This window comes from Bradyrhizobium sp. STM 3561 (assembly GCF_045571455.1).
Classification (GTDB): domain Bacteria; phylum Pseudomonadota; class Alphaproteobacteria; order Rhizobiales; family Xanthobacteraceae; genus Bradyrhizobium; species Bradyrhizobium vignae.
In genome coordinates, this window is sequence record NZ_CP120695.1 from 3606672 (window position 1) to 3626880 (window position 20209).

General features: G+C 64.6%; 21 protein-coding genes. 15 read left to right on the forward strand and 6 right to left on the reverse strand.

Annotated elements, in window-relative coordinates; genetic code table 11:
• Positions 1 to 69 precede the first annotated feature (69 nt).
• From P6U28_RS17050 to P6U28_RS17065, 4 genes are all read right to left on the reverse strand, one after another.
• Complete coding sequence (locus P6U28_RS17050) at positions 70 to 816, reverse strand: Crp/Fnr family transcriptional regulator (RefSeq protein WP_122402819.1); 747 nt, start codon at positions 814 to 816, stop codon at positions 70 to 72.
• Positions 816 to 3986 carry a CheR family methyltransferase gene (locus P6U28_RS17055; RefSeq protein ID WP_129143233.1) on the reverse strand — a complete coding sequence of 1057 codons (3171 nt, stop codon included), beginning with the start codon at positions 3984 to 3986 and terminating at the stop codon, positions 816 to 818. Before P6U28_RS17055 ends, P6U28_RS17050 begins: the two co-directional genes overlap by 1 nt.
• Positions 3987 to 4328: 342 nt before the next feature.
• Complete coding sequence (locus P6U28_RS17060) at positions 4329 to 4595, reverse strand: hypothetical protein (protein ID WP_122402817.1); 267 nt, start codon at positions 4593 to 4595, stop codon at positions 4329 to 4331.
• A 10-nt stretch (positions 4596 to 4605) separates the two neighbouring features.
• Positions 4606 to 5613 carry a chemotaxis protein CheB gene (locus P6U28_RS17065; protein ID WP_122402816.1) on the reverse strand — a complete coding sequence of 336 codons (1008 nt, stop codon included), beginning with the start codon at positions 5611 to 5613 and terminating at the stop codon, positions 4606 to 4608.
• Between the two features lie 87 nt (positions 5614 to 5700).
• Here P6U28_RS17065 and P6U28_RS17070 point away from each other — a divergent pair, with 87 nt between their 5' ends.
• Complete coding sequence (locus P6U28_RS17070) at positions 5701 to 6105, forward strand: response regulator (protein WP_407122797.1); 405 nt, start codon at positions 5701 to 5703, stop codon at positions 6103 to 6105.
• A gap of 52 nt (positions 6106 to 6157) precedes the next feature.
• Positions 6158 to 6346, forward strand: a complete 189-nt coding sequence (locus P6U28_RS17075; protein WP_122402814.1) for a hypothetical protein — start codon at positions 6158 to 6160, stop codon at positions 6344 to 6346.
• A gap of 342 nt (positions 6347 to 6688) precedes the next feature.
• On the opposite strand, the gene P6U28_RS17080 is transcribed toward P6U28_RS17075, so the two are convergent.
• Positions 6689 to 7471: an SDR family oxidoreductase gene (locus tag P6U28_RS17080; RefSeq protein WP_122402813.1), complete on the reverse strand. Its 783-nt coding sequence runs from the start codon at positions 7469 to 7471 to the stop codon at positions 6689 to 6691.
• A gap of 170 nt (positions 7472 to 7641) precedes the next feature.
• Between P6U28_RS17080 and P6U28_RS17085 the strand changes: the two genes are divergently transcribed.
• The 12 genes from P6U28_RS17085 (at position 7642) to P6U28_RS17140 (ending at position 18229) form a co-directional block, all read left to right on the forward strand.
• Positions 7642 to 8817 carry a zinc-dependent alcohol dehydrogenase gene (locus tag P6U28_RS17085; RefSeq protein ID WP_122402812.1) on the forward strand — a complete coding sequence of 392 codons (1176 nt, stop codon included), beginning with the start codon at positions 7642 to 7644 and terminating at the stop codon, positions 8815 to 8817.
• A 12-nt stretch (positions 8818 to 8829) separates the two neighbouring features.
• Entirely contained in the window at positions 8830 to 9399 is a 570-nt protein-coding gene (locus tag P6U28_RS17090) for a hypothetical protein (protein ID WP_129143232.1), read from the forward strand.
• Positions 9380 to 10984 (forward strand): alpha-amylase family glycosyl hydrolase, encoded by a 1605-nt coding sequence (locus P6U28_RS17095; protein WP_122402810.1) that lies wholly within the window; start codon positions 9380 to 9382, stop codon positions 10982 to 10984. The genes P6U28_RS17090 and P6U28_RS17095 overlap by 20 nt, the downstream gene beginning before the upstream one ends.
• 166 nt (positions 10985 to 11150) lie before the next feature.
• A complete protein-coding gene (locus P6U28_RS17100; protein ID WP_122402809.1) occupies positions 11151 to 11330 on the forward strand; it encodes a CsbD family protein in 180 nt (59 codons plus the stop codon).
• Positions 11327 to 12481 carry a DUF305 domain-containing protein gene (locus tag P6U28_RS17105; protein ID WP_407122799.1) on the forward strand — a complete coding sequence of 385 codons (1155 nt, stop codon included), beginning with the start codon at positions 11327 to 11329 and terminating at the stop codon, positions 12479 to 12481. Before P6U28_RS17100 ends, P6U28_RS17105 begins: the two co-directional genes overlap by 4 nt.
• 73 nt (positions 12482 to 12554) lie before the next feature.
• Positions 12555 to 13115, forward strand: a complete 561-nt coding sequence (locus P6U28_RS17110) for a c-type cytochrome (RefSeq protein WP_122402807.1) — start codon at positions 12555 to 12557, stop codon at positions 13113 to 13115.
• A 32-nt stretch (positions 13116 to 13147) separates the two neighbouring features.
• Positions 13148 to 14122, forward strand: coding sequence for a cytochrome c oxidase subunit II (gene coxB / locus P6U28_RS17115; RefSeq protein ID WP_122402806.1), 975 nt, complete (start codon positions 13148 to 13150; stop codon positions 14120 to 14122).
• Positions 14119 to 16032, forward strand: coding sequence for a cytochrome c oxidase subunit I (gene ctaD, locus P6U28_RS17120; RefSeq protein ID WP_129143231.1), 1914 nt, complete (start codon positions 14119 to 14121; stop codon positions 16030 to 16032). Before coxB ends, ctaD begins: the two co-directional genes overlap by 4 nt.
• The gene (locus P6U28_RS17125; RefSeq protein WP_122402804.1) at positions 16029 to 16631 is read left to right on the forward strand and encodes a cytochrome c oxidase subunit 3; all 603 of its coding nucleotides are present in this window, start codon (positions 16029 to 16031) and stop codon (positions 16629 to 16631) included. The genes ctaD and P6U28_RS17125 overlap by 4 nt, the downstream gene beginning before the upstream one ends.
• A complete protein-coding gene (locus tag P6U28_RS17130) occupies positions 16628 to 16972 on the forward strand; it encodes a hypothetical protein (RefSeq protein ID WP_122402803.1) in 345 nt (114 codons plus the stop codon). The genes P6U28_RS17125 and P6U28_RS17130 overlap by 4 nt, the downstream gene beginning before the upstream one ends.
• Entirely contained in the window at positions 16960 to 17838 is an 879-nt protein-coding gene (locus tag P6U28_RS17135) for a cytochrome c oxidase assembly protein (protein ID WP_122402802.1), read from the forward strand. Before P6U28_RS17130 ends, P6U28_RS17135 begins: the two co-directional genes overlap by 13 nt.
• Positions 17819 to 18229: a cytochrome c family protein gene (locus P6U28_RS17140; RefSeq protein WP_122402801.1), complete on the forward strand. Its 411-nt coding sequence runs from the start codon at positions 17819 to 17821 to the stop codon at positions 18227 to 18229. Before P6U28_RS17135 ends, P6U28_RS17140 begins: the two co-directional genes overlap by 20 nt.
• 5 nt (positions 18230 to 18234) lie before the next feature.
• Here the strand turns inward: P6U28_RS17140 and P6U28_RS17145 are convergent, their stop codons facing one another.
• Complete coding sequence (locus tag P6U28_RS17145) at positions 18235 to 19152, reverse strand: c-type cytochrome (RefSeq protein ID WP_407122801.1); 918 nt, start codon at positions 19150 to 19152, stop codon at positions 18235 to 18237.
• 240 nt (positions 19153 to 19392) lie between these two features.
• Between P6U28_RS17145 and P6U28_RS17150 the strand changes: the two genes are divergently transcribed.
• On the forward strand, positions 19393 to 20175 hold the full coding sequence (locus P6U28_RS17150; protein WP_122402799.1) for a Crp/Fnr family transcriptional regulator: 783 nt from the start codon (positions 19393 to 19395) through the stop codon (positions 20173 to 20175).
• The last annotated feature ends 34 nt before the right edge of the window (positions 20176 to 20209 follow it).

The window sequence follows — 20209 nt, forward strand, 5'->3', positions numbered from 1 at the left end:
GCGACGTTCCGGCGGGATGTCACCGACGAAGCGGGTCCCGATAACGAAGGCCGGCTTCATCGCGTCGCTTCAGTCTCCTCGATAGAGCTGCAGATAGCTCGGCGAGTATAGCGCCGCGTTCTTGAGCGCATCGAGGTCTGGGATGGTCAGCATCCGCTCGCGCAGGATGATGAGCCCCGACGCGCGCAGCTCCTGAAGAGTCCGATTGAGGTGAACGACGGACAAGCCCGTGGCATCCGCGAGATCCATTTGCGTCACCGGCATGACGCAGGAATTGCCGTCGACCATCCCCACGACGCGAAGCCGCTCGAACGTTTCGCAGAACAGATGGGCGACGCGCTCAACCGCCACGCGACGGCCGAGATTGATCGCCCATTCGCGTTGAATGGCGATGTTGACGAGGGTCTCGCACCAGAACGCCTCCGCGAGCGAACGGTCGCCTGCCATCAGGCTCTCGAAGCGCGCGCGCTTGATCTCGCTGTAGACCACAGGCGTCATCGTCGCGATGGAATGATCCATCACCGGGAGCAGGAACGCATGCGCATCGCAACTCTCGCCCGGGAAGATGAAATTGACGATTTGGCGTCGCCCATCCTCGAGCGTCTTGTAGCGACAGAGCCAGCCGGACAGGACGACGCGGACGCTATCGACAGGGTCGCCCTCGGAGATCAGGTCCTCGCCCGCTCCGGCACGTTGGAGGCCTTCGAGCATGGCATATTCGAGCGATGCGCGGGCCTCGGTCGACAACGGCCTCAGCGCGCTCAGCCGGCGAATGACCGGCTGCAATGCGCTGCGATCGACCGTCGACAACGGCATCAGGCCGCCACCACGGGTGTGTGGAAGGCGCGCTTGCTCAGCGGGACGGTGATTGTGCATTGCAGCCCCGCAGGGTTGAATATCATCTTGGTTTGGCCCTTGAACTCGAATGCCAGCGTACGCTCCAGAAGATCGGTACCAAATCCTTTTCGAGGCCTCGGGGTCACGGGCGGCCCGCCGCGCTCCCGCCATTCGAACACCAGCTCCGCGGGCTCAACGCTCTCATCGACGCGCCAGGTCACTTCAATGTGACCGGTCGGCTGGCTCAGGGCGCCGTATTTGAGCGCATTGGTCGCGAGCTCGTGGATCGCGAGTGCGAAGGTTTCCGCCGCCTTGGGCTGGAAGCGCACCGTCGGCCCGGAGACCCGCATCTGCTCGCCTTCGCGGGCATCGTAGGCAAGCAGCTCCTCGATCACGAGATATTCGAGATCGACGCCGCCTTCGGGATCTCGGGTCACCAGCGCCTGGGTGCGGGCAAAAGCGTTGAGACGACCATCGAGATGAGAGGCGTATTCCTCCACGGTAGAGCTCGTTTCCGCCGAGCGGCGGGCGATCGACCGCACCACACCGAGCGTGTTGCGAACGCGGTGCTGGAGCTCGGCCAGCAGCAGGCGCTGGCGCTCCTCGGCGCGAGTGATCGCGGTGACGTCAATGAAGGTGATGACGACGCCCGCGATGAAATTGTCGATGCTGCGGTAAGGCAGGATACGCACGATGTAACGGGTGCCGCTGTCAGGCGCGGTCAGCTCGCGCTCGACGCTCGCCAGCGTGCGCAGCACGCGGCGGACGTCGTCATAGAGCTCCTCGATCGGGATGCGCGCCTTGATATGGCTGATCGGCCGGCCCGTATCGGTTTCGACGAGATGCAGCAGGTGCGTGATCGCGGGCGTGAAGTTCATCACGCGCAAATCATTGTCGAGGAATACAGTCGCGATCTGCGTGCTCTCGAGGAAATTCTTGAGGTCGCTGGTGGCGCGCGTCAATTCCTGAACACGGTGGGCCAGCTCGCCGTTGACGGTGGTCAGCTCCTCGTTGACCGACTGCAATTCCTCACGCGAGGTCTCCAGCTCCTCGTTAGCCGACTGAAGCTCCTCGTTGAGCGACTGGTATTCCTCGTTCGAGGATTTCAGCTCCTCGTTGGTGCTCTCCAGTTCCTCGATGGTCGCCTGAAGGCGCTCGCGCGTGGCGCGCAGATCGGTTTCGAGGCGCTCGACATGCTCAGTGCGTACCAGCGCGTTGGGGTTGCCCTGATCGGCCTCGATCATTCGGACCGGGCCGTCCTTGAACAGCACGACGAAATTTCGGTGACCGCCCGCGCCGTCCTGGACCGGCTCGACCGTGATGTCGACCACGACACGGTGACCGTTCACCCCGAGTTGCACCTGCTCGGCATGGACGGGCTCGTTGGTCTCGACAGCGCGGCTGAGCGCGGTGCGCAGTTCGAGGCGCAGATCGCGGTGCACGAGCTGAAGCAGGTCGAGCGAGGCGGCACCCGCCGTCGGCTCGATATAGCGGCCGGTGCGCCCCGAGAAGTGCAAAATCTGGAAATTGTCATCGGTGATGACGTAGGCCGGCGCATAGCGCTCTGCGATGCGCTGGGCGCGCCGCTCCAGCCCGACGTCGGGACCGAACGAGCGCGGCGCCGGCACTTCGGCCGGCACCCTGCCCGCCACCGTCGTGATCGGAAATTCCGGCGGCAGCCGCGTTCCGGTTTCCAGCTTCTTGAAGATGCGCGCCCGTCGGTCGACCGGCGCGAACAGCTTCGGGTGCCGCGTCACGTTCTCGGAATTTCCGAGAAACAGATAGCGGTCCGGCAGCAACGCGAAGTGGAACAGCGGGATCACCCGGTTCTGCAGCTCGGCATTGAGATAGATCAGCAGATTGCGGCAGGAGACGAGGTCGAGCTTGGAGAACGGCGCGTCCTTGATGACGTTGTGCTGCGAGAAGATGCACATCTCGCGCAGCTCCTTCACCACGCAATAGGTGTCGCCCTCGCGCACGAACCAGCGCGCCAGGCGCTCGCTCGTCACCTCTGCCTCGATATTGGTACGGTAGCGCCCCACCCGTGCGGTCGCCAGCGCCCGTCCGTCGATGTCGGTGGCGAAGATCTGCACCTGCGGCGCGGATTCCATCCGCGCCATATGCTCGCGCAGGAGGATGCCGATCGAATAGGCCTCCTCGCCGGTGGCGCAGCCGAGCACCCAGACGCGCACCTGCTGCCCCGCACCCTTGCCCTCGAAGATCTTCGGGATGACTTGGGTCTCCAGCACCTCGAATTCGCGTTTGTCGCGGAAGAATTCGGTGACCCCGATCAAGAGATCATTGAAGAGGTGCTGGGCCTCGTCCTTGTCGTTCCGCAAGTAATCGACATAGGCAGCGATGTCGTCGATCTGGACCACTTGCATGCGCCGCTGCACGCGGCGCAGGAAGGTGTTCTGCTTGTAGCCGTGGAAATCATTGCCGGTCTTGTTGCGCAGGATGTCGGCAATGCGCGACAGCGACGACGCGGCCGCTGCGAGCACCTCATCGAAGCCCTGCTTCTCTTCCAGACGCCTGAGATGACGGGCATAGACCTGGATGTGCTCGGGAATATCTTCCGGCGGCAGCACATAGTCGGCGATGGCGGCGGGCGTGTTGCCGTTGCGCAGATGCTCAGCCTCGTCCTGGCTCGCTACCCTTTCGGCGATGGCGAGGCCGCCGTGATCTTTGAGCGTCGCCGTGCCGAGCGTGCCGTCACCGCCGGTGCCGGCAAGAATGACGCCGATCGATTGCTCGGAGCGTTCCTCGGCCAGCGAGACCAGGAAGCTGTCGATCGTGGCCCGCTCGCCGGGCGCCTGTTCGGCCTTGCGAATCGCGAACCGGTTGTTCTGGATCGTGGTAATCATCGCCGGCGGGCACAGATAGACCATGCCGCCTTCGATCGCGTGGCCGTCGCCGATATCGGCGACCTTGCCGCCATTGGACGCACGCACGATTCCGCGCAGCCGTTGCTCGTCAAAACTCTCGTGGTGCTGAAGCGCCAGCACGATGGCCTGATCGGCGCCTAAGCTCAGCTTGGCAAAGAAGCGCTCGATGCTGTCCAGCGCACCGGGCGAGGCGCCCACTCCTATGATCAGCGGAGTCTTGATCTGGCGCTCTCCTTGGACCGGCTGGTCGCCGACGTCATGCATGGCTCTGATGGCTCTCGTTCGCTCGCCGGGACCAACAGGCGCCCGGCTCCTGCAAATAACAGAAATCAATATTATCCCAATAGATCAAACGCAAAAATGTCCCGAAGCGTTCAGCGTTGTCAGCTCCGGCCGAAAGGTCCATGCTCGCCAGCACTGCGAAGGAACCCGCGATGCCCATCTCCGAGGAGCTCGCCGGCCTGATCAGGCGGGCCGAGCGTGCGACCGCGGAAGCCCGCCGCTTGCTGGCCGAGAACGAGCGCTGGCGCCGGTATACGGAGCGTCAGCTCGATACCATGTTCGAGCTCAGCGCGGAGTTCAGGAGAGCTGCCGTCCTTTCCCCAACTACCCCGCCGCGACCTCCTGCCGGAGATACTCGACCCGCTGCTCGATCAAAACGCGGTGGCGCTCCCATTCCACCAGGGTCTGCCTGAGTAGGCTGACCAGTCGTTCCGCCTGGCGCGTGTCGTGTCCGCCCGCCATCAGCTCGCGCACCCGATCCTCCTGATCGCGGATGCGCCTCCAGCCCTCCTCGATGTCTCTATCGGCCTTCACCAGGAGGCTCTGCTCGATGTTGAGTTGCGCGGTGCGTTCGGCAAGGGAGATGGCCATGGCAGAGCCTTCAGGCCTCCGGTTTGCCCACGGGAGGATCAAGGGACTTTAGCACAACGCGCCGGATCATGTTGGCATATTCGCGATATTCGCGTGCCCGAGCCTCGTACATCTCGGCGACGGCAGCCCGGCCGCTGCGCCGGCCGTCGGCTGCCATGCGCTGCACCAGCTCCGCGCGCTCCTCGATGATGCGCAGCGCCACGCGCAGGGCTTCGTCGACGCGCCCCTCCTGCTCCTTGGCGAGAGCATCGGCGGTGAAGCCGTGACCCACCTGGCAGCGGAAGCGCATCGGTCGCGCTTCCTTGACTTCCGAAAGCACGCCGCCGCAGGCCGGGCAAGTCAGCCCGACAGGGTCCGCAATTGCGCTGAGATTGTCGCTGCCTACACGCTCCCCAGCCGCGATCTCGACCTCGAGCCTGATCTCGGGGGGGACCGGCAGCGCGGCTCCGGCCGGCTCCCTGACGAGCTCGGACAGCACGTCGCCCATGGTGGCGCCGGAAACGCAGAGATCGACTGTAGTCGCTTCCATTGCGCGCCGCGGCATCTCGTCCGAGATTGCGTCCGCGGGATCCTGCACCACGGCCATCCCGCCGCAGCGCTTGATGGCGTTGAGACCGGCCGCGCCGTCGGACAACAGGCCGCTGAGGAGCACGCCGACCACGCGCGGGCCGTGATAGAGGGCGGCAGAGCGGAACAGGGCATCGATCGCCGGCCGCACCATGTTCTCGCGCGGCCCTCGGCCGAGGACAACGCGATCTCCAGCGAGCAGCAAATGATGGTCCGGCGCACCCAGATAGACGTGACCAGGCTCGATTTTCATGCCGTTCTCGGCCTGCCGGACCGGAAGTGGGCCGGCACTGCTGGCAACCGTCGAGAGGATGCCGATGCCCTGCGCCGGAATGTGCAGCACGACGAAGACGGCAGCCGGCAAATCCGCAGGCAGACGGCCCAAAATCTGCTTCAGCGGCGCGGTCGCCCCGGCCGAGCCCCCGATCACGATGATGTCGCGGTTTCCCATGGAACCCACCTTCGATTGCATCGTTTGCACCAAAGTGGGTCCCGGTCTTATGTTCCTATCCGCCTGGAGGGATTGCTGGAGGGGATCATGTCCAGTTCTCACGCATCGTCTCGTCAGCGCGCGCCCCTGACTGGGCGCCGTATCCTCGTGGTCGAAGACGAATATTTTCTCGCAGACGACATCGGACATGCGCTGCGAAAGCTGGGCGCCGAGGTTGCAGGTCCGGTGGGGGACATTGAGGACGCGATGGCAATGCTGCAGGGGGCCGGCGTACTCGACGGCGCCGTGCTCGACGTCAACATTCGGACGGAGCTGATTTTTCCGGTCGCCAGGGAACTCAGGGCGCGCGGCGTGCCCTTCGTGTTCACCACCGGCTACGACAGATTCAGCATCGCGCCGGAATTCCACGACGTGCCGCTCTGGGAAAAGCCGATCGATGTCGCAGCCATGGCGCGGACTCTGGCGGGACTCATCGGCGATCGGCGGGCATGACACGCAACGCAGCGCATCCTTCCCCACTTCTCGCAGTGGAGTGTGACGTTCAATGATCTACCTACCTGATACCGCCCTCGATGAGCAGATGCTCAGCCAATCGCGTGAGCTGGTGCGCGAGGGCATGGCGCTGCTGCGCAGCACCGACCATCTCGTGAGCGCCCAGCGCCTGCGCGATGAGCTGGAGGAAGAGCGCCGCAAGCCGCCGCGCCGGGACCGCAAATCGGGGAAGGCCCGCTGATCTGCGCCGCGCAGCCGATCGAATCAGAACAGATGTGCGACAGCAAGCCAGGCGGTCACCGCCAGGCACAGGACAATCGCGGCGTAAGGTAGCGCGACGCGCAAGACGGCAAGCTCCCCCAATTCAGCTGATCATCATCCAGACAATTGCCACCATCATCACGAGAAAACCCGTGACCGCAGTCGCGACAAAGGCTTGTTCGATGCGATCCATCGCCATCGCAGCCCCCCTCTTGTTTCAGCCCGTACAATTTGACGGTTTCGGGGCCGCTGTGCATTAGGCTATGTGAATCGGCGGGCGCCTTTGTTGTCGGCCCGCAACACGGTTCGCGCCACTCCGTGACTACGACCTCGCGGTGCCCGGCTCCGCCATCTTGCGATGCTGCCTGGCCAGCATCTCGTTCGGCGTGACGCTCGCAACCGTGGTCTGAATCTTGTTCTTCAGTCCGGTGACGATGTCGGCGTCGCCGCGCATCATCGCATCGAAGCCGGCCCTGGCGACACCGTAGGCGCCGTCCTTCTTCTCGGTGCCGACCTTGGTATCCATCATGTCGGCGCGGCGGAAGAACTCGGTTTCGGTCGCACCTGGCATCAGGCAGGTGACGGTGACACCGCTGTCGCGCAACTCCTCGCGCAGCGCGAACGAGAATGAATCCAGGAACGCCTTACTCGCATTGTAGGCGGCCTGGAAACTGCCCGGCATGAAGCCGGCGATCGAGCCGGTGATCAGGATGCGGCCGGCATTGCGGCGGAGCATCTCATTGCCGACGCGGTGGATCAGATACAGCGTGCCTGTGATGTTGGTGTCGATGAGGTGCTTCACCCTGGCAAAGTCCTGGTCGAGGAAGGCTTTGCCGAGGCCGATGCCGGCATTGGCCAGCAGCGCATCGATCGGCCGGTCGCCGAGCGCGGCGCAGAGCTTGTCCACGCCCTCGGTGGTGGCGAGATCCGCCTCGACCGGCTCGACGCTGCCGCCGAGCCGGCGCAGATCGACGGCCACCTGCTCGATCGCGGCCTCGTCCGCCGCGATGACGAGGTTGAAGCCTGCCTGCGCACAGCACCTGGCGAGTTCCAGACCGATACCGGTTGAGGCGCCTGTGACGACGGCGAGTTGATTGGCGGGCATGCGGCAAATCCTCGGATTTGGACCCTTGGGGAATTGAGGTGATGACGCTCAATCGCCGCCCTGCTCCCGCGTTCCTATTTGCGCAGTGCGAAGAATTTGCGCGGGGCGATTAGCAACCATCGTTCCTTCCTGGACTTAGATGCCAAGTGATTCAAGCGGGAGGACGGACGATGAAGGCGCTGGTCTGGCACGGCAAGGAGGACATAAGGTGCGACACCGTCACTGACCCGGAGATCCAGGATCCACGCGACGCCATCATCAAGGTCACGAGCTGCGCCATCTGCGGCTCCGATCTGCACCTCTTCCACAATTTCATTCCGGGCATGTTGCCCGGCGACATCATGGGCCACGAGACCATGGGCGAAGTGGTCGAGGTCGGCTCGGGCGTCGACGGCAAGCTCAGGAAGGGCGACCGCATCGTCGTGCCCTTCACGATCATTTGCGGCGAATGCGAACAGTGCAAGCGCGGCAATTATTCGGTGTGCGAAACCACCAACCGCAAGCGTCATCTGGCCGATAAGGTGTTCGGGCACACGACAGCCGGCTTGTTTGGCTATACGCATCTGACCGGTGGCTATCCCGGCGGCCAAGCCGAATATCTCCGCGTACCCTTTGCCGACGCCACCCACATCAAGGTGCCCCCAGGCATTCCCGACGAGCAATTGCTGTTCCTCAGCGACATCTTCCCGACCGGCTGGCAGGCCGCCGTGCAATGCGACATCGAGCCGACCGACACGGTCGCGATCTGGGGCTGTGGTCCGGTCGGGCAGATGGCGATCCGCAGCGCCATCCTGCTCGGCGCCAACCAGGTGATCGCGATCGACTGCCTGCCCGAGCGGCTCAGCATGGCGGAAGCCGGCGGTGCCACCACGATCAACTTCGAGACCGAGAGCGTGGTGGAGCGTCTGAACGAGCTCACCGACGGCAAGGGACCGGAAAAGTGCATCGACTGCGCCGGCATGGAAGCTCACGTGATGCCGTCCCGGCCAGACACCGTGCTCGACCGCGCCAAGCAGATGGTGATGCTGGAAAGCGACCGGCCGCACGTGCTGCGCGAGATGATCTATGTCTGCCGGCCCGGCGGCATCATCTCCGTCGCGGGCGTCTATAGCGGCCTCTCCGACAACATGCCGATGGGCGCCTTCATGAACAAGGGCCTGACGATGCGCACCGGCCAGACCCACGTCAACCGCTGGACCGACGACCTGCTCCGCCGCATCGAAGAGGGCGAGATCGACCCGTCCTTCGTCATCACCCACACCGTCCCGCTCGCCCAAGGCCCGGAGATGTACCAGGTGTTCCGCGACAAGCGCGATTCCTGCGTCAAGGTCGTGCTGAAGCCCTGAAGGAGCAGGCTTATGTTTCATTTCTCCAACATCGTCCGCACCAAGGGTGATCCGAAGATCGTCGAAGGCGGCCCGAGCCTGAAACAGCCCGCGGACCAGCTCGCGCGTGCACTCGGCTGGTTCAGCATCGGGCTTGGCGTCGTCGAACTTTTCGCGCCAAGGCGCGTCACGGAAACGTTGGGCATGGAAGGCCGTGAGACGATGGTCCGCGCCTTCGGCGTGCGCGAAATCCTCGCAGGCATCATGTCGCTGTCGATCGACAAGAACGCCGGCCTGTGGGCCCGCTTCGGCGGCGACGGCCTCGATGCCGCGGCGCTGCTCTCAGGGCTGACGTCGAATAATCCCAAGAAGGGCAACATCGCGCTGGCGCTGCTGATGGTCGGCGGCATCGCCATGCTGGACTACCGCGCCGCACAGGACACCAAGCCGCGGCGACCGCCGCGCAACGCACGGCGCAAGCTCTATCCCAACCGCAGCGGTTTCCCCAAGGGCATCGAGAGCGTCCGGACTGCGGCTCGGCAGATCACATCGCATGCTGGGCATAACGAGGTGATGCAAGGTGATGAGCGTCGAGTCCCGTGACGAAGCCGCGTGGTGGGAATCCGCCGTCATCTACGAGATCGCGCTGATCTCCTTCCAGGACTCGAACGGCGACGGCAAGGGCGACCTCGCCGGACTGATGTCGCGCATCGATTACCTGAAGTGGCTCGGGATCGATGCGGTGTGGCTGACGCCGATCTACAAGAGCCCCTTCCGCGATCTCGGCTACGACATCTCCGACTATTGCTCGATCGAGCCCGCCTTCGGCAGCCTCGACGCGTTCGATCGCCTCCTCGAAGCGCTGCACGCCGCAGGCATCCGGCTCATCCTCGATCTCGTTCCCAATCACACCGCGAACGATCATGCATGGTTCGTCGAAAGCTCGAGCTCGCGCAACAGCGCCAAGGCGGATTGGTACATCTGGGCCGATCCTGCCGAGAATGGCGGGCCGCCCAACAACTGGCTGAGCCGGTTCGGCGGCAGCGGGTGGGAATGGTGCGAGGCACGGCGGCAATATTACTATCATTCCTTTCTGGTCGAGCAGCCCGACCTCAACTGGCGCAATCCGCAGGTGCGTGCCGCGATCGCCACTTCCATGCGGTTCTGGCTCGACCGCGGCGTGGACGGCTTTCGCGTCGATGCCAGCGCGGTGCTGATCAAGGACCACCTGCTGCGCGACAATCCGCCGAACCCGCAAGCCAAGAGCAAGCCGCCACCGCAGCGGCAGACGCCGGTGTTTACCGACGACCGGCCCGAAACGATGGATTGCATCGAGTTCATCCGCGAGGTGATCGACGCCTATCCGGGACGAATGCTCTGCGGCGAAGTCCAGGGCAAGACCGACCGCATCGGCCACTTCTACGGCAACGGCCGGCCGCGCCTGCATTTGCCGCTCAATTTCGCCCTGCTCGATTCCAAGTGGGATGCGCTGTCGCTGCAAGCGACGATCGACGCCTATTTCAATGCGATCCCTGAACATGTCTGGCCGGTCTGGGTGATCGGCGGCCACGACAAGCAGCGGATCGCGAGCAAGATCGGCGAGGCGCAGATGCGCGTGATGGCGATGCTGCTGATGACGCTGCGCGGGACGCCTTTCTTCTTCATGGGCGACGAGATCGGCCGCAAGCGCGTTCCCATTCCGCCGGACCGCGTCCACGATCCCTTCGAGAAGCTCGTGCCCGGATACGGGCTGTGCCGCGATCCCGAACGCGCACCGATGCGATGGGATGACAGCCCGGGCGGCGGCTTCACCACGGGCAGCCCATGGCTGCCGCTGGAGCCGCCCGAGGGCGCGGCCAACATCGCCGGCCAGCAGCGCGACGAACGTTCGGTCCTGGCGCTGTTTCGCACGCTGATGGCGCTGCGGCGCGACCATGCCGGGCTGCGGCGGGGCGGTTACGCGCCGCTGCGCTCCCAGAACGACGTCCTGGCCTACAAGAGGATGGATGGCCGTAACGAATTTCTGGTCGCGCTCAACATCGCGGCCGAACCGCGGAATTTCCACTGGCAAGGCCGCGGCCGCCTCTTGCTGTCGACGCAGCTGGACCGGCGACCCGAGCCCTTGCCGGATGCTTCCATCCTGCTCCGGGGCAACGAAGGCGTGATCATCGCGATTGAGCCCCGGTGACGGCCCGAAGGAACCATCCGCCTCTCGAAGCGTCTCATCAACGCTTCCGGCGTCCCCCCGTCGCCGGAGGCAATTTGGACGGAACCGCAGCCCCGGCGCTCACGCCCCCTTCGGGCGCCGGGGAAGCGGCGCGAGCCCTTAAGGAAGGACATATCGGAGGCAGCTCATGGGCAAGACCAAAGGTCTTCAGCACCGGATCGCCGGCAGGACCAAGCAGGCCGTCGGCGAGATCATCGGCGACCAGGATCTGCACGATGACGGCAAGGCGCAAGCCGAGCGCGGGCGCGACGAACAGGACAAGCCGAGCGAGCTCAATCCGCTGAAGAAGCTCAAGCAGCTGACGTGAACGCAGAGCCGCGACCAGCGCTTGCCAGCGGGGCGCGGCGCATCACCGGCGGGCGGCGACGCTCGCGCTGGATCGCCGCCGCCGAGCTCGGCCTGATCAGCAGCACTTTCTCCACCATCGTCAGCCAGCTCTTCGCCGCCCGCATCGGCCGCGATGCCGCGGTCGACTGGATGACGGTCGCCGCCATTCCGGCGCGCGATTGGGCGATCAGCAGCGAGCCATCCTGGAGCACGATCCTGGCCGGGATCGCCTTTCACCAATGGGCGGATTTTTCCTGGGCGTTGGTCTTCTTCGGCGTGCTCGGGCGCTGGACTGCCGACTTGCGGCCGGCCACGATCCTGCTGCTGGCGCTGCCCTGGGCCGTATTCTCATCCAGCGTGGAATGGTTCGCGCTGGTGCCGCTGTTTCCGTTCTGGCAGCCGCTGTTCACGCTACAGGAGCCCTACTGGATCGGGCTGCTGGTGCATGGCTCCTCGGCCGTGATGTATCCCCTGTTCGCCCGCCTGCGCTGGAGGCGCGGGCATGCGCCGGGACGCGACGTGCGGTTCACCAACGCGTGGACCACCGGCGCGCTGGCCGTGATTGCAGTGCTCGGGGCGATCGCTTTGTTCGGCGGCCATGGATACGAGCTGCCATGGATGGGCCGCGACAGGGATCAAGATCAGGCTTACATCCGGCATATGAGCACGCACCACGCCCAGGGGATTGAGCTGGCGCGGACGGCTGCCGAACGCGCGCAGGATCCGCATCTGCGAAAGCTCGCGATGCTGATGGTCGCGAGCCAGACCGGCGAGAACCGGATCTTCGAGAATTGGTGGCTGAGCTGGTTCGACACGGAGATGCCCGATTGCAGCACGGAGGAGCGTGCGGCGATGCCGGGCTTCCTGACGCCGGCCGAGATGCGACAGGTCAAGACCGCGCCGCCGGACCAGTTCGACAAATTGTTCGTCGAGACGATGGGCAAGCATCACCGCGGTGCTGTCAGGATGGCCGATCAGATGTGGCACAGCCGCGGCGATCTGCGCCTGCGCATCATGGCGCAAGCCATTCGCCACGAGCAGCAGGGCGAGATCGCGCTGATGCACGGCGCGAGCGGCCTCGCCGCCGTCACCACCGCCGTCCGTAACATGCTCGGCGACAACGTCAATTGAGCGCGAGGAACCTTGGTTCGGCGTCTCGATTGAGGATCGTAGGTTCCTGAATTCAAGCGATCAGATGCAACGGATGGCCGGCGTTGTTCTCCTTGGTCTTGCAACCGCTTTGGCGGGATGCCAGCGGGAAGAGCGGCAGTTGCGGCTCGATCCGCCGATCGCCGATGCGCTCGACAGGGTAGCGCTGATGCCGAACCGCATCAGCGGTGCGCCGCCGGACGTCTATTTCGTGCTCGGCAAGCCCTATGAGGTCAACGCCTACAATCTCAGCCAGGGCAAGCGGCTCTATGCGTGGTTCGGCTGCAGGAGCTGCCATGGCGACGGCCAGGGCGGCAGCGGCCCCGGCTTCCTCGACGGCTGGTGGTACTACGGCCCCGAGATGGTCTCGATCTTCGCCTCGATCCGTGATGGGCGGCCGCACGGCATGCCCGCGTTCGGCAACAAGATGACGACGGATCAGATCTGGCAGCTCGCCGGCTATGTGCAGACGATCGGCTCCTACCAAGGCAAGACCGCCGCACCGAGCCGCAACGACGAGAAGCAGACCCGGCCCGCGGAGAACCGCGCGCCGGCAAAGCTGTTGTTCGATGAAGGTCCCTCGCCCGTCCATCCGGACCAGGGACCGACACCGTGATCCGCGCCGCCCGCAAAGCCTGTTCGAGCGCAATGCTCGCCGCGCCGCTGGCCGGCTGCGGCGGCAACTGGCAATCCGCGCTCGACGTCTACGGCACCTCGGCGATCAGCCTGAAGCACCTCATCATCCTGATCGTCGCGGTCTGCTCCCTGGTCTGGATGCTGGTGCTGATCGCGCTGATCGCCGCGTTGTGGCGAAGCCGTGATGCGCGGCCGGTGTCGCCCGAACCCGGACGCGAGCGACGCATGACCATTGCCGTCACCGGTGCCGTCGTCGCCACCGTTCTCATCATCGGGACCTTCACCGTCATGAGCTTCGTCGCCACGCGCGCGCTCACCGTCGCAGGACAGGACGATCTGACGATCCGCGTGCGCGGCCTGCAATGGTGGTGGGGTCTCGAATATATCGGCCCCGATCCGTCGAGCCGGTTCGAGACCGCCAACGAGATCCACATTCCCGTCGGTCGCAAGGTGCGCCTCAAGCTCGAAGGTCTCGACGTGATCCATTCGTTCTGGGTCCCGAGCCTCGCCGGCAAGCAGGATCTCGTTCCCGGCCGTCCGAACGAGCTCACCATCCGCGCCGAGCACGCCGGCATCTACCGTGGTCAATGCGCCGAGTTCTGCGGCATGCAGCACGCCCATATGTCGCTGCTGGTGATTGCCGAACCGCAGGACGATTTCGACAAATGGACGGCAACACAGCGGCAGACTGCGGCGCAACCGGCCGACGAGCAAACCGCCGCCGGCCTGCAGACCTTCCTGGCAAAGCCCTGTGCGGCCTGCCACACCATTCGTGGCACCGCGGCGGTCGGCACCACCGGCCCTGATCTCACCCATGTCGGCAACCGCCGCACCATCGCCGCCGGCCTGTTCGAGACCACACGGGGCTCGCTCGCGGCCTGGATCGCCGATCCCCAGACCATCAAGCCCGGCAACAACATGCCGATGGTGCCGCTGACGCCCGACGAGCTGCGTGCGGTGTCCGCATATCTGGCGAGCCTGAAATGAAGCCGTCCGCCGCGGCCCCAGAGCAGCGCGACATCGATGTCGAGCGCGCGCAGCTGACCGACGCGCTGGCGGAAACGTGGAAGACCCCGTCCGGCCTCTGGGGCGCGCTTGCGACCGTCGACCACAAGATCATCGGCCGCCGTTACATCTTCACCGCCTTCGTCTTCCTCGCCCTTGGCGGCGTGCTCGCTGCATTGATGCGAATTCAGCTCGCGCAGCCCGAGGCGCGCTTGCTCGGACCCGATCGCTACAACCAGATCTTCACGATGCACGGTGCGAATATGATGTTCCTGTTTGCCGTGCCCGTGATGGAAGCGGTCGCGGTCTATCTGGCGCCGCTGATGGTCGGTACCCGCAACATCGCCTTCCCGCGCCTGAACGCCTTCTCCTATTGGATCTATCTCGCCGGCGGCGCACTGCTCTGGATCGCGTTCGCGCTCGACATGGGGCCCGACGTCGGCTGGTTTGCCTATGTGCCGCTGTCGGGCCCGCAATACGGCACCGGCAAGCGTGCCGACATCTGGGCGCAGATGATCACCTTTACCGAGATCTCCGCGCTCGCGGTCGCGGTCGAGCTCGTCGTCACCATCTTCAAGCAGCGTGCGCCGGGCATGACGCTCGACCGCATCCCGGTCTTCGTCTGGGCCATGCTGGTGACGTCGTTCCTCGTCATCATGGCCATGCCGGCAATCGTGCTCGCAAGCACCAGCCTGATCCTCGACCGCCTCGTCGGCACGCACTTCTACAATCCGGCCGAGGGCGGCGACGTGCTGCTCTGGCAGCATCTGTTCTGGTTCTTCGGCCACCCCGAGGTCTACATCATCTTTCTGCCCGCCGTCGGCATGGTTTCGACCATGATCGAGCCGTTCGCGAGGCGCCCGGCCTTCGGCTATCTCGGCCTCGTGATGGCGCTGATCGCCACCGGCATCCTCGCTTTCGGGCTGTGGGTGCATCATATGTTCGTGGCGGGGCTGCCGCGGCTCGGCGACAGCTTCTTCACAGCCTCCAGCATGGCGATTGCGATCCCCGCCGGCATCCAGATCTTCTGCTGGCTTGCGACGCTGTGGGACGGCAGGCCGGTATTCAAGAGCCCGCTGCTCTTCATCATCGGCTTCATCATCACCTTCGTCATCGGCGGCTTGACCGGCGTGATGGTCGCGTCCGTGCCGTTCGACACGCAGGTGCACGACACCTATTTCGTCGTCGCGCATTTTCACTACGTGCTGATTGGCGGCGCCGTGTTTCCCTTGCTTGGCGCCGTCCACTACTGGTTTCCCAAGCTGACCGGACGCATGATGAGCGAAGCGCTCGGCCAGTGGTCGTTCTGGCTGATCTTCGTTGGCTTCAACGCGACGTTCTTTCCCATGCACATCCTCGGGCTCGAGGGCATGCCGCGCCGCATCTACACCTATCAGCCCGACTTGCCCTGGCACGGGCTCAACCTGTTCGTCAGCGTCAGTGCAGTGATCCTCACGGCCGGTTTCCTGCTGTTCTTCATCAATGTCATGCGGAGCGCACGCTTCGGAGAGATTGCGCTGGACAATCCCTGGGATGCGCCGACGCTGGAATGGGCGACGACATCGCCTCCGCCGAGCTACAATTTCGCCATGATACCGGTCGTCGGCAGCCTGCATCCGGTGTGGGACGACCGCGACGGCCTCCCCGTCGCCGATGGCTTGCGCACCGATCGTCGCGAACTGATCGTGACCACGCTGGCAACCGCCGAACCGCAGGCGCGCGAAGCCTCGCCGCAGAATTCCATCTGGCCGCTGTGGGCCGCGATTGCGACCACGATCATGTTGATCTGGTCGATCTTCTCGCCCTGGGCCGTCGTCTGGGGCTCCATCCCGGCCGCGGTCGCGCTGATCGGCTGGTTCTGGCCCAAGGGTACGCCGGAGGACGAGTCATGAGAGAGAAGATCGTGCTCGATCTCGGCAAATTGCCGCTGCACGGAATGGGTACCGCGAGCGTCACCTGGTGGGGCACGCTCGCCTTCATGCTGATCGAAGGCACCGGCTTCGCGCTCGTGATCGCCGTCTATCTCTACCTGATGAGCCTGGCGACGGCCTGGCCGATCAACACGCCGCCGCCCGATCTGCTTCCCGGCACGCTCGTGACGTTGATCCTGCTAACCAGTCTCATCCCCAACATCCTGCTCTCGCGCTGGGCCGAGCAGCAGGACCTGCGCAAGGTGCGGATCGGAATGGTGATGATGTCGATGATCGGCACCCTCCCGCTGATCGTGCGCATCTTCGAATTCCCCGCCCTCAAGGTGAGCTGGGACAGCAACGCCTACGGCTCAGTGGTGTGGACCCTGCTCGGCCTCCACACCACCCACATCATCACCGATCTCGTCGACACGCTGGTGCTGGCGGCGCTAGTATTCACGCGGCACGGCCGGAGCCCGAGAAGGTTCGGCGACGTCCAGGACAACGCCATGTATTGGAACTTTGTCGTCGCGACCTGGCTTCCGATTTATGGCTGCATCTATTGGTTGGCACGGCTATGAACGCGTCAAAGCTCCTCACCCATCTCTCGATCTGGGCGGGACTCTGGTTCGCGCCGCTGGTCTGGGCGGCGAACATGCAGCTCGGGCAGATCCTGCCCTATGTCGATTGCCGCTCGCAGTCTCACGCCTCAGCCATCACCTCGTTCATCGGTGCGGCGCTCACGACGGCATCGGCCCTCTCATCATGGCTGTCTCCACGGCGGGTGATCGGCAAAACCGACGGACATCATGGCAATGCCGATTTCGGCAGCACAGTGAGTACACTCTCCGCGGGCCTCTTCACTTTCGCCCTGCTGATGCAGGGCCTCGCTGCAATGGTGTTGACGGGATGCGAAAAATAGCCTTCGCCGCGATCGCTTGGTCGATGCCGCATTCGATCTACGCGCATGGGTCGGCGCTGCAGGCTGCAGCACCAGGCTGGACGTTCGATCCTTGGATCATCGTACCGCTCACGCTTTTCGGCCTGATGTACGGCATCGGCAGGCTTGTGCTGGCACGGAAAGGCCGCCAACGCATCGCGCAGGATATCATCTGCGGCGCCGGCTGGCTGACGCTGGCTGCCGCGCTGGTATCGCCGCTGCATTGGCTCGGAGAACGCCTCCTCTCGTTCCACATGATCGAGCACGAAATCCTGATGGCCGTGGCGGCACCGCTGCTAGTGCTCGCAAGGCCAGTCGGACCGTTGCTTTGGTCCCTGCCGCAGCGCACGCGGCTCGCGATCGGCTGGGCGATGCGGCATCCCTACATCACGCGGCTGTGGAGCCTGCTGAGCGCTGGCCGCAACGCCACGCTGTTGCATGGGATCGCGATCTGGACCTGGCACGCACCGGCGCTGTTCGATGCCGCGGTCGAGAACATTCTCCTGCACCGAGTGCAGCATCTGAGCTTCTTTCTGACCGCGATCCTGTTCTGGTGGTCGGTGTTCCGGCGCAGCCAAATCGGCAGCGCTGCCTGGCACGTCTTCGTCACCATGCTGCACACGAGCGTTCTCGGTGCGCTGATGGCACTTGCCCCGCACCTCCTGTACCGGCAGCAAGCCGATGCCGCAGCGGCCTGGGGCTTGACGCCGCTCGAGGACCAGCAACTGGCTGGCATCATCATGTGGGTGCCGGCGGGAACGATCTATGCCGGCTCGGCGCTCGCGCTGATCGCGCTCTGGATTTGCCGGTCCGGTAGGGAGCGAGCCGATGCGCTTCACGCTCTCTAGTTGGGCGGCGCTGGCAATCGGAGTGGCGAGCCTTCTCCTCGCCGCGGCGGTCGCGGTCGGCTTCGCGCGCAGCGACCGTCAGCGAAATGAAAGCATCGCCCGCGCCATGACGGGGGGTGATCCGACCCGCGCACCGGCGATGATCCGCCGCTACGGCTGCGTGGGGTGCCATACCATTCCAGGCATTCCCGGCGGCGACGGCAAAGTCGGTGCTTCGCTCGCCGATCTCAGGACGCGCGTCTACATCGCCGGTGTTGCGACCAACACGCCGGACAATCTGGTCCAGTGGATCGTGACACCACAAGCCTTCTCGCCCCGCACGGCAATGCCCGCGACCGGCATCAGTGAGGCCGAAGCGCGTGACGTCGCGGCCTACCTCTATGCGCAATGAGATGTTCAGGGATTGGGCGTCGGCCGTGCCGGCAATGATTTCACGAAGGTGGCAATCGCCTCACGATCGCTTTCGGGCAGCATCGCCATGTTGGTCACGACTCCGGCCATGGACGAACCGACCCGGCCATGATTCGGCGTGATCCCCGTCTTCAGCATCGCCGCCAATTGCGCTTCCGACCAGTCGCGGAGGCGCGCGGCCGTGATGTTGGGATAGAAACCGGTACCGACGGGGTCCGGTCCGCCAGCATAGCGAGTGCTTGCCTCGATGCCGCCGAGCATGTCGCGGGAGGAGTGGCACTCGGCGCAATGGGCAAGCGCCTCGCTCAGATAGCGGCCACGATTCCATCTTTCGTCCTGCGCCGGATCCGGCGCAATCGGGCCGGGCTTGAAGTACAGCATCTTCCAGAATCCGACGAAACGGCGAATGCCGAATAGCGGATTGAGCTCATGGTCCGGGGGACGCCCCTTCACCGCAGGCAGCGTGCGCAAATAGGCCATCAAGTCCCGCACGTCATCAGGACGCATATGCGTGAAGCTTGCATAGGGAAAGACCGGATAATAGTGGCTTCCGTCCGGAGACACGCCGCGCAGTAGCGCATTGGCAAGGTCGTTGGCGGTCCAGTCTCCGATACCGTCGATCCGGTCCATCGAAATGTTGGGCGCACGAAAAGTTCCATAAGGGGACGCCAGAGCAAGTCCACCACCAAGGTGCAAACGATCGGACTGGCCCGGCGATGCATGGCAGGAGGCGCAATCGCCGGCCGCAAAGACGAGCTTGCCATGCTCGACGTCGCCACCCGAGTCGGATACGGCGCCCACCCCGTCCGAGCCGAAGCGCTCCGGCGCGGTGATGAACCATACCCCCACAGCGGCTGCGCACGCGATGAGGATTGCCGACACCAGCCAGAAGCGCCCGCGCATTCGCTTTCAGTTTCCTCCACCTGACCACCGTCCAGTAACGGAGACGAACCGCGCCTGTTCCTGCTCGACAGACGCCGCGGCACTCAGATCAATAGGAACAATGAACGATACGGCACGTCGATATCCGGGCGCTTCGCTGTATCGCCCGGCGCGCCGGAGTAAACGTATCAAAGGTTAATGCCTCCTACCGTCCTTCTCAGTCAAAGTCGGGGACTGGGGCGGTCGGCCATCGGACATCACATGCAGGCAGGATTTGCTTTCTCGAAACTCGCCGATCGCCTGACGAGCCTCGCCGAATTGCCTCCCGACGATCTCGATCTGCTTGCGGACATGCCGAGCAGCATTGCGCATTTCGGCGCGCATCAGACGGTCCTGCGGCACGGCGACGAGGCTGGGCAATGTTGCCTGCTGCTCCAGGGCTATCTGTCCTGGCAGAATCACGAAAGCGCAGACGGTCAGATCACCGCGCTCTGCGTTCCCGGCGACATCGCCAACCTGCACACCCTCTATCGTCCGCGCATCGACGGCAATCTGGTCGCGCTCGGCCCCGCGATCGTCGCGCTTGTGCCGCACCGCTTCTTCCGCGAAGTCACGGCGCGTTCACCGGCGATGTCACATGCGATGCTGCTGATGCTGCTTGCCGACCACGCCATCCAGCGCAATTGGACGGTGAATCTCGGCAGCCGGGACGCATTGACGCGCGTGGCACATCTGCTCTGCGAGATCACCGTCCGGCTGCAAATCGTCGGGCTCGCCAGGGATTTCAGGTTGTCCTCGCCCTTTACCCAGTCCGACCTCGCCGCCGCCTGTAGCATCTCCGCGGTGCATGCCAACCGCACCATCCAGGAGCTGCGCCGCTGCAATCTGCTGCAATGGCAGGGCAAGACCTTGACGATCACGGATTGGCCGGGCCTGGTCCGGCTCGCCGGCTTCGACCCGGCCTATCTGAGCATTCGATCCGGCGCGAACGATGCGCGGCCGCCATACGTGAGGTCGGCGACGGCCGACGTCGCGGTCGCTTGACCGACCTCAGGCAGGGCTATCGCACATGACTCGT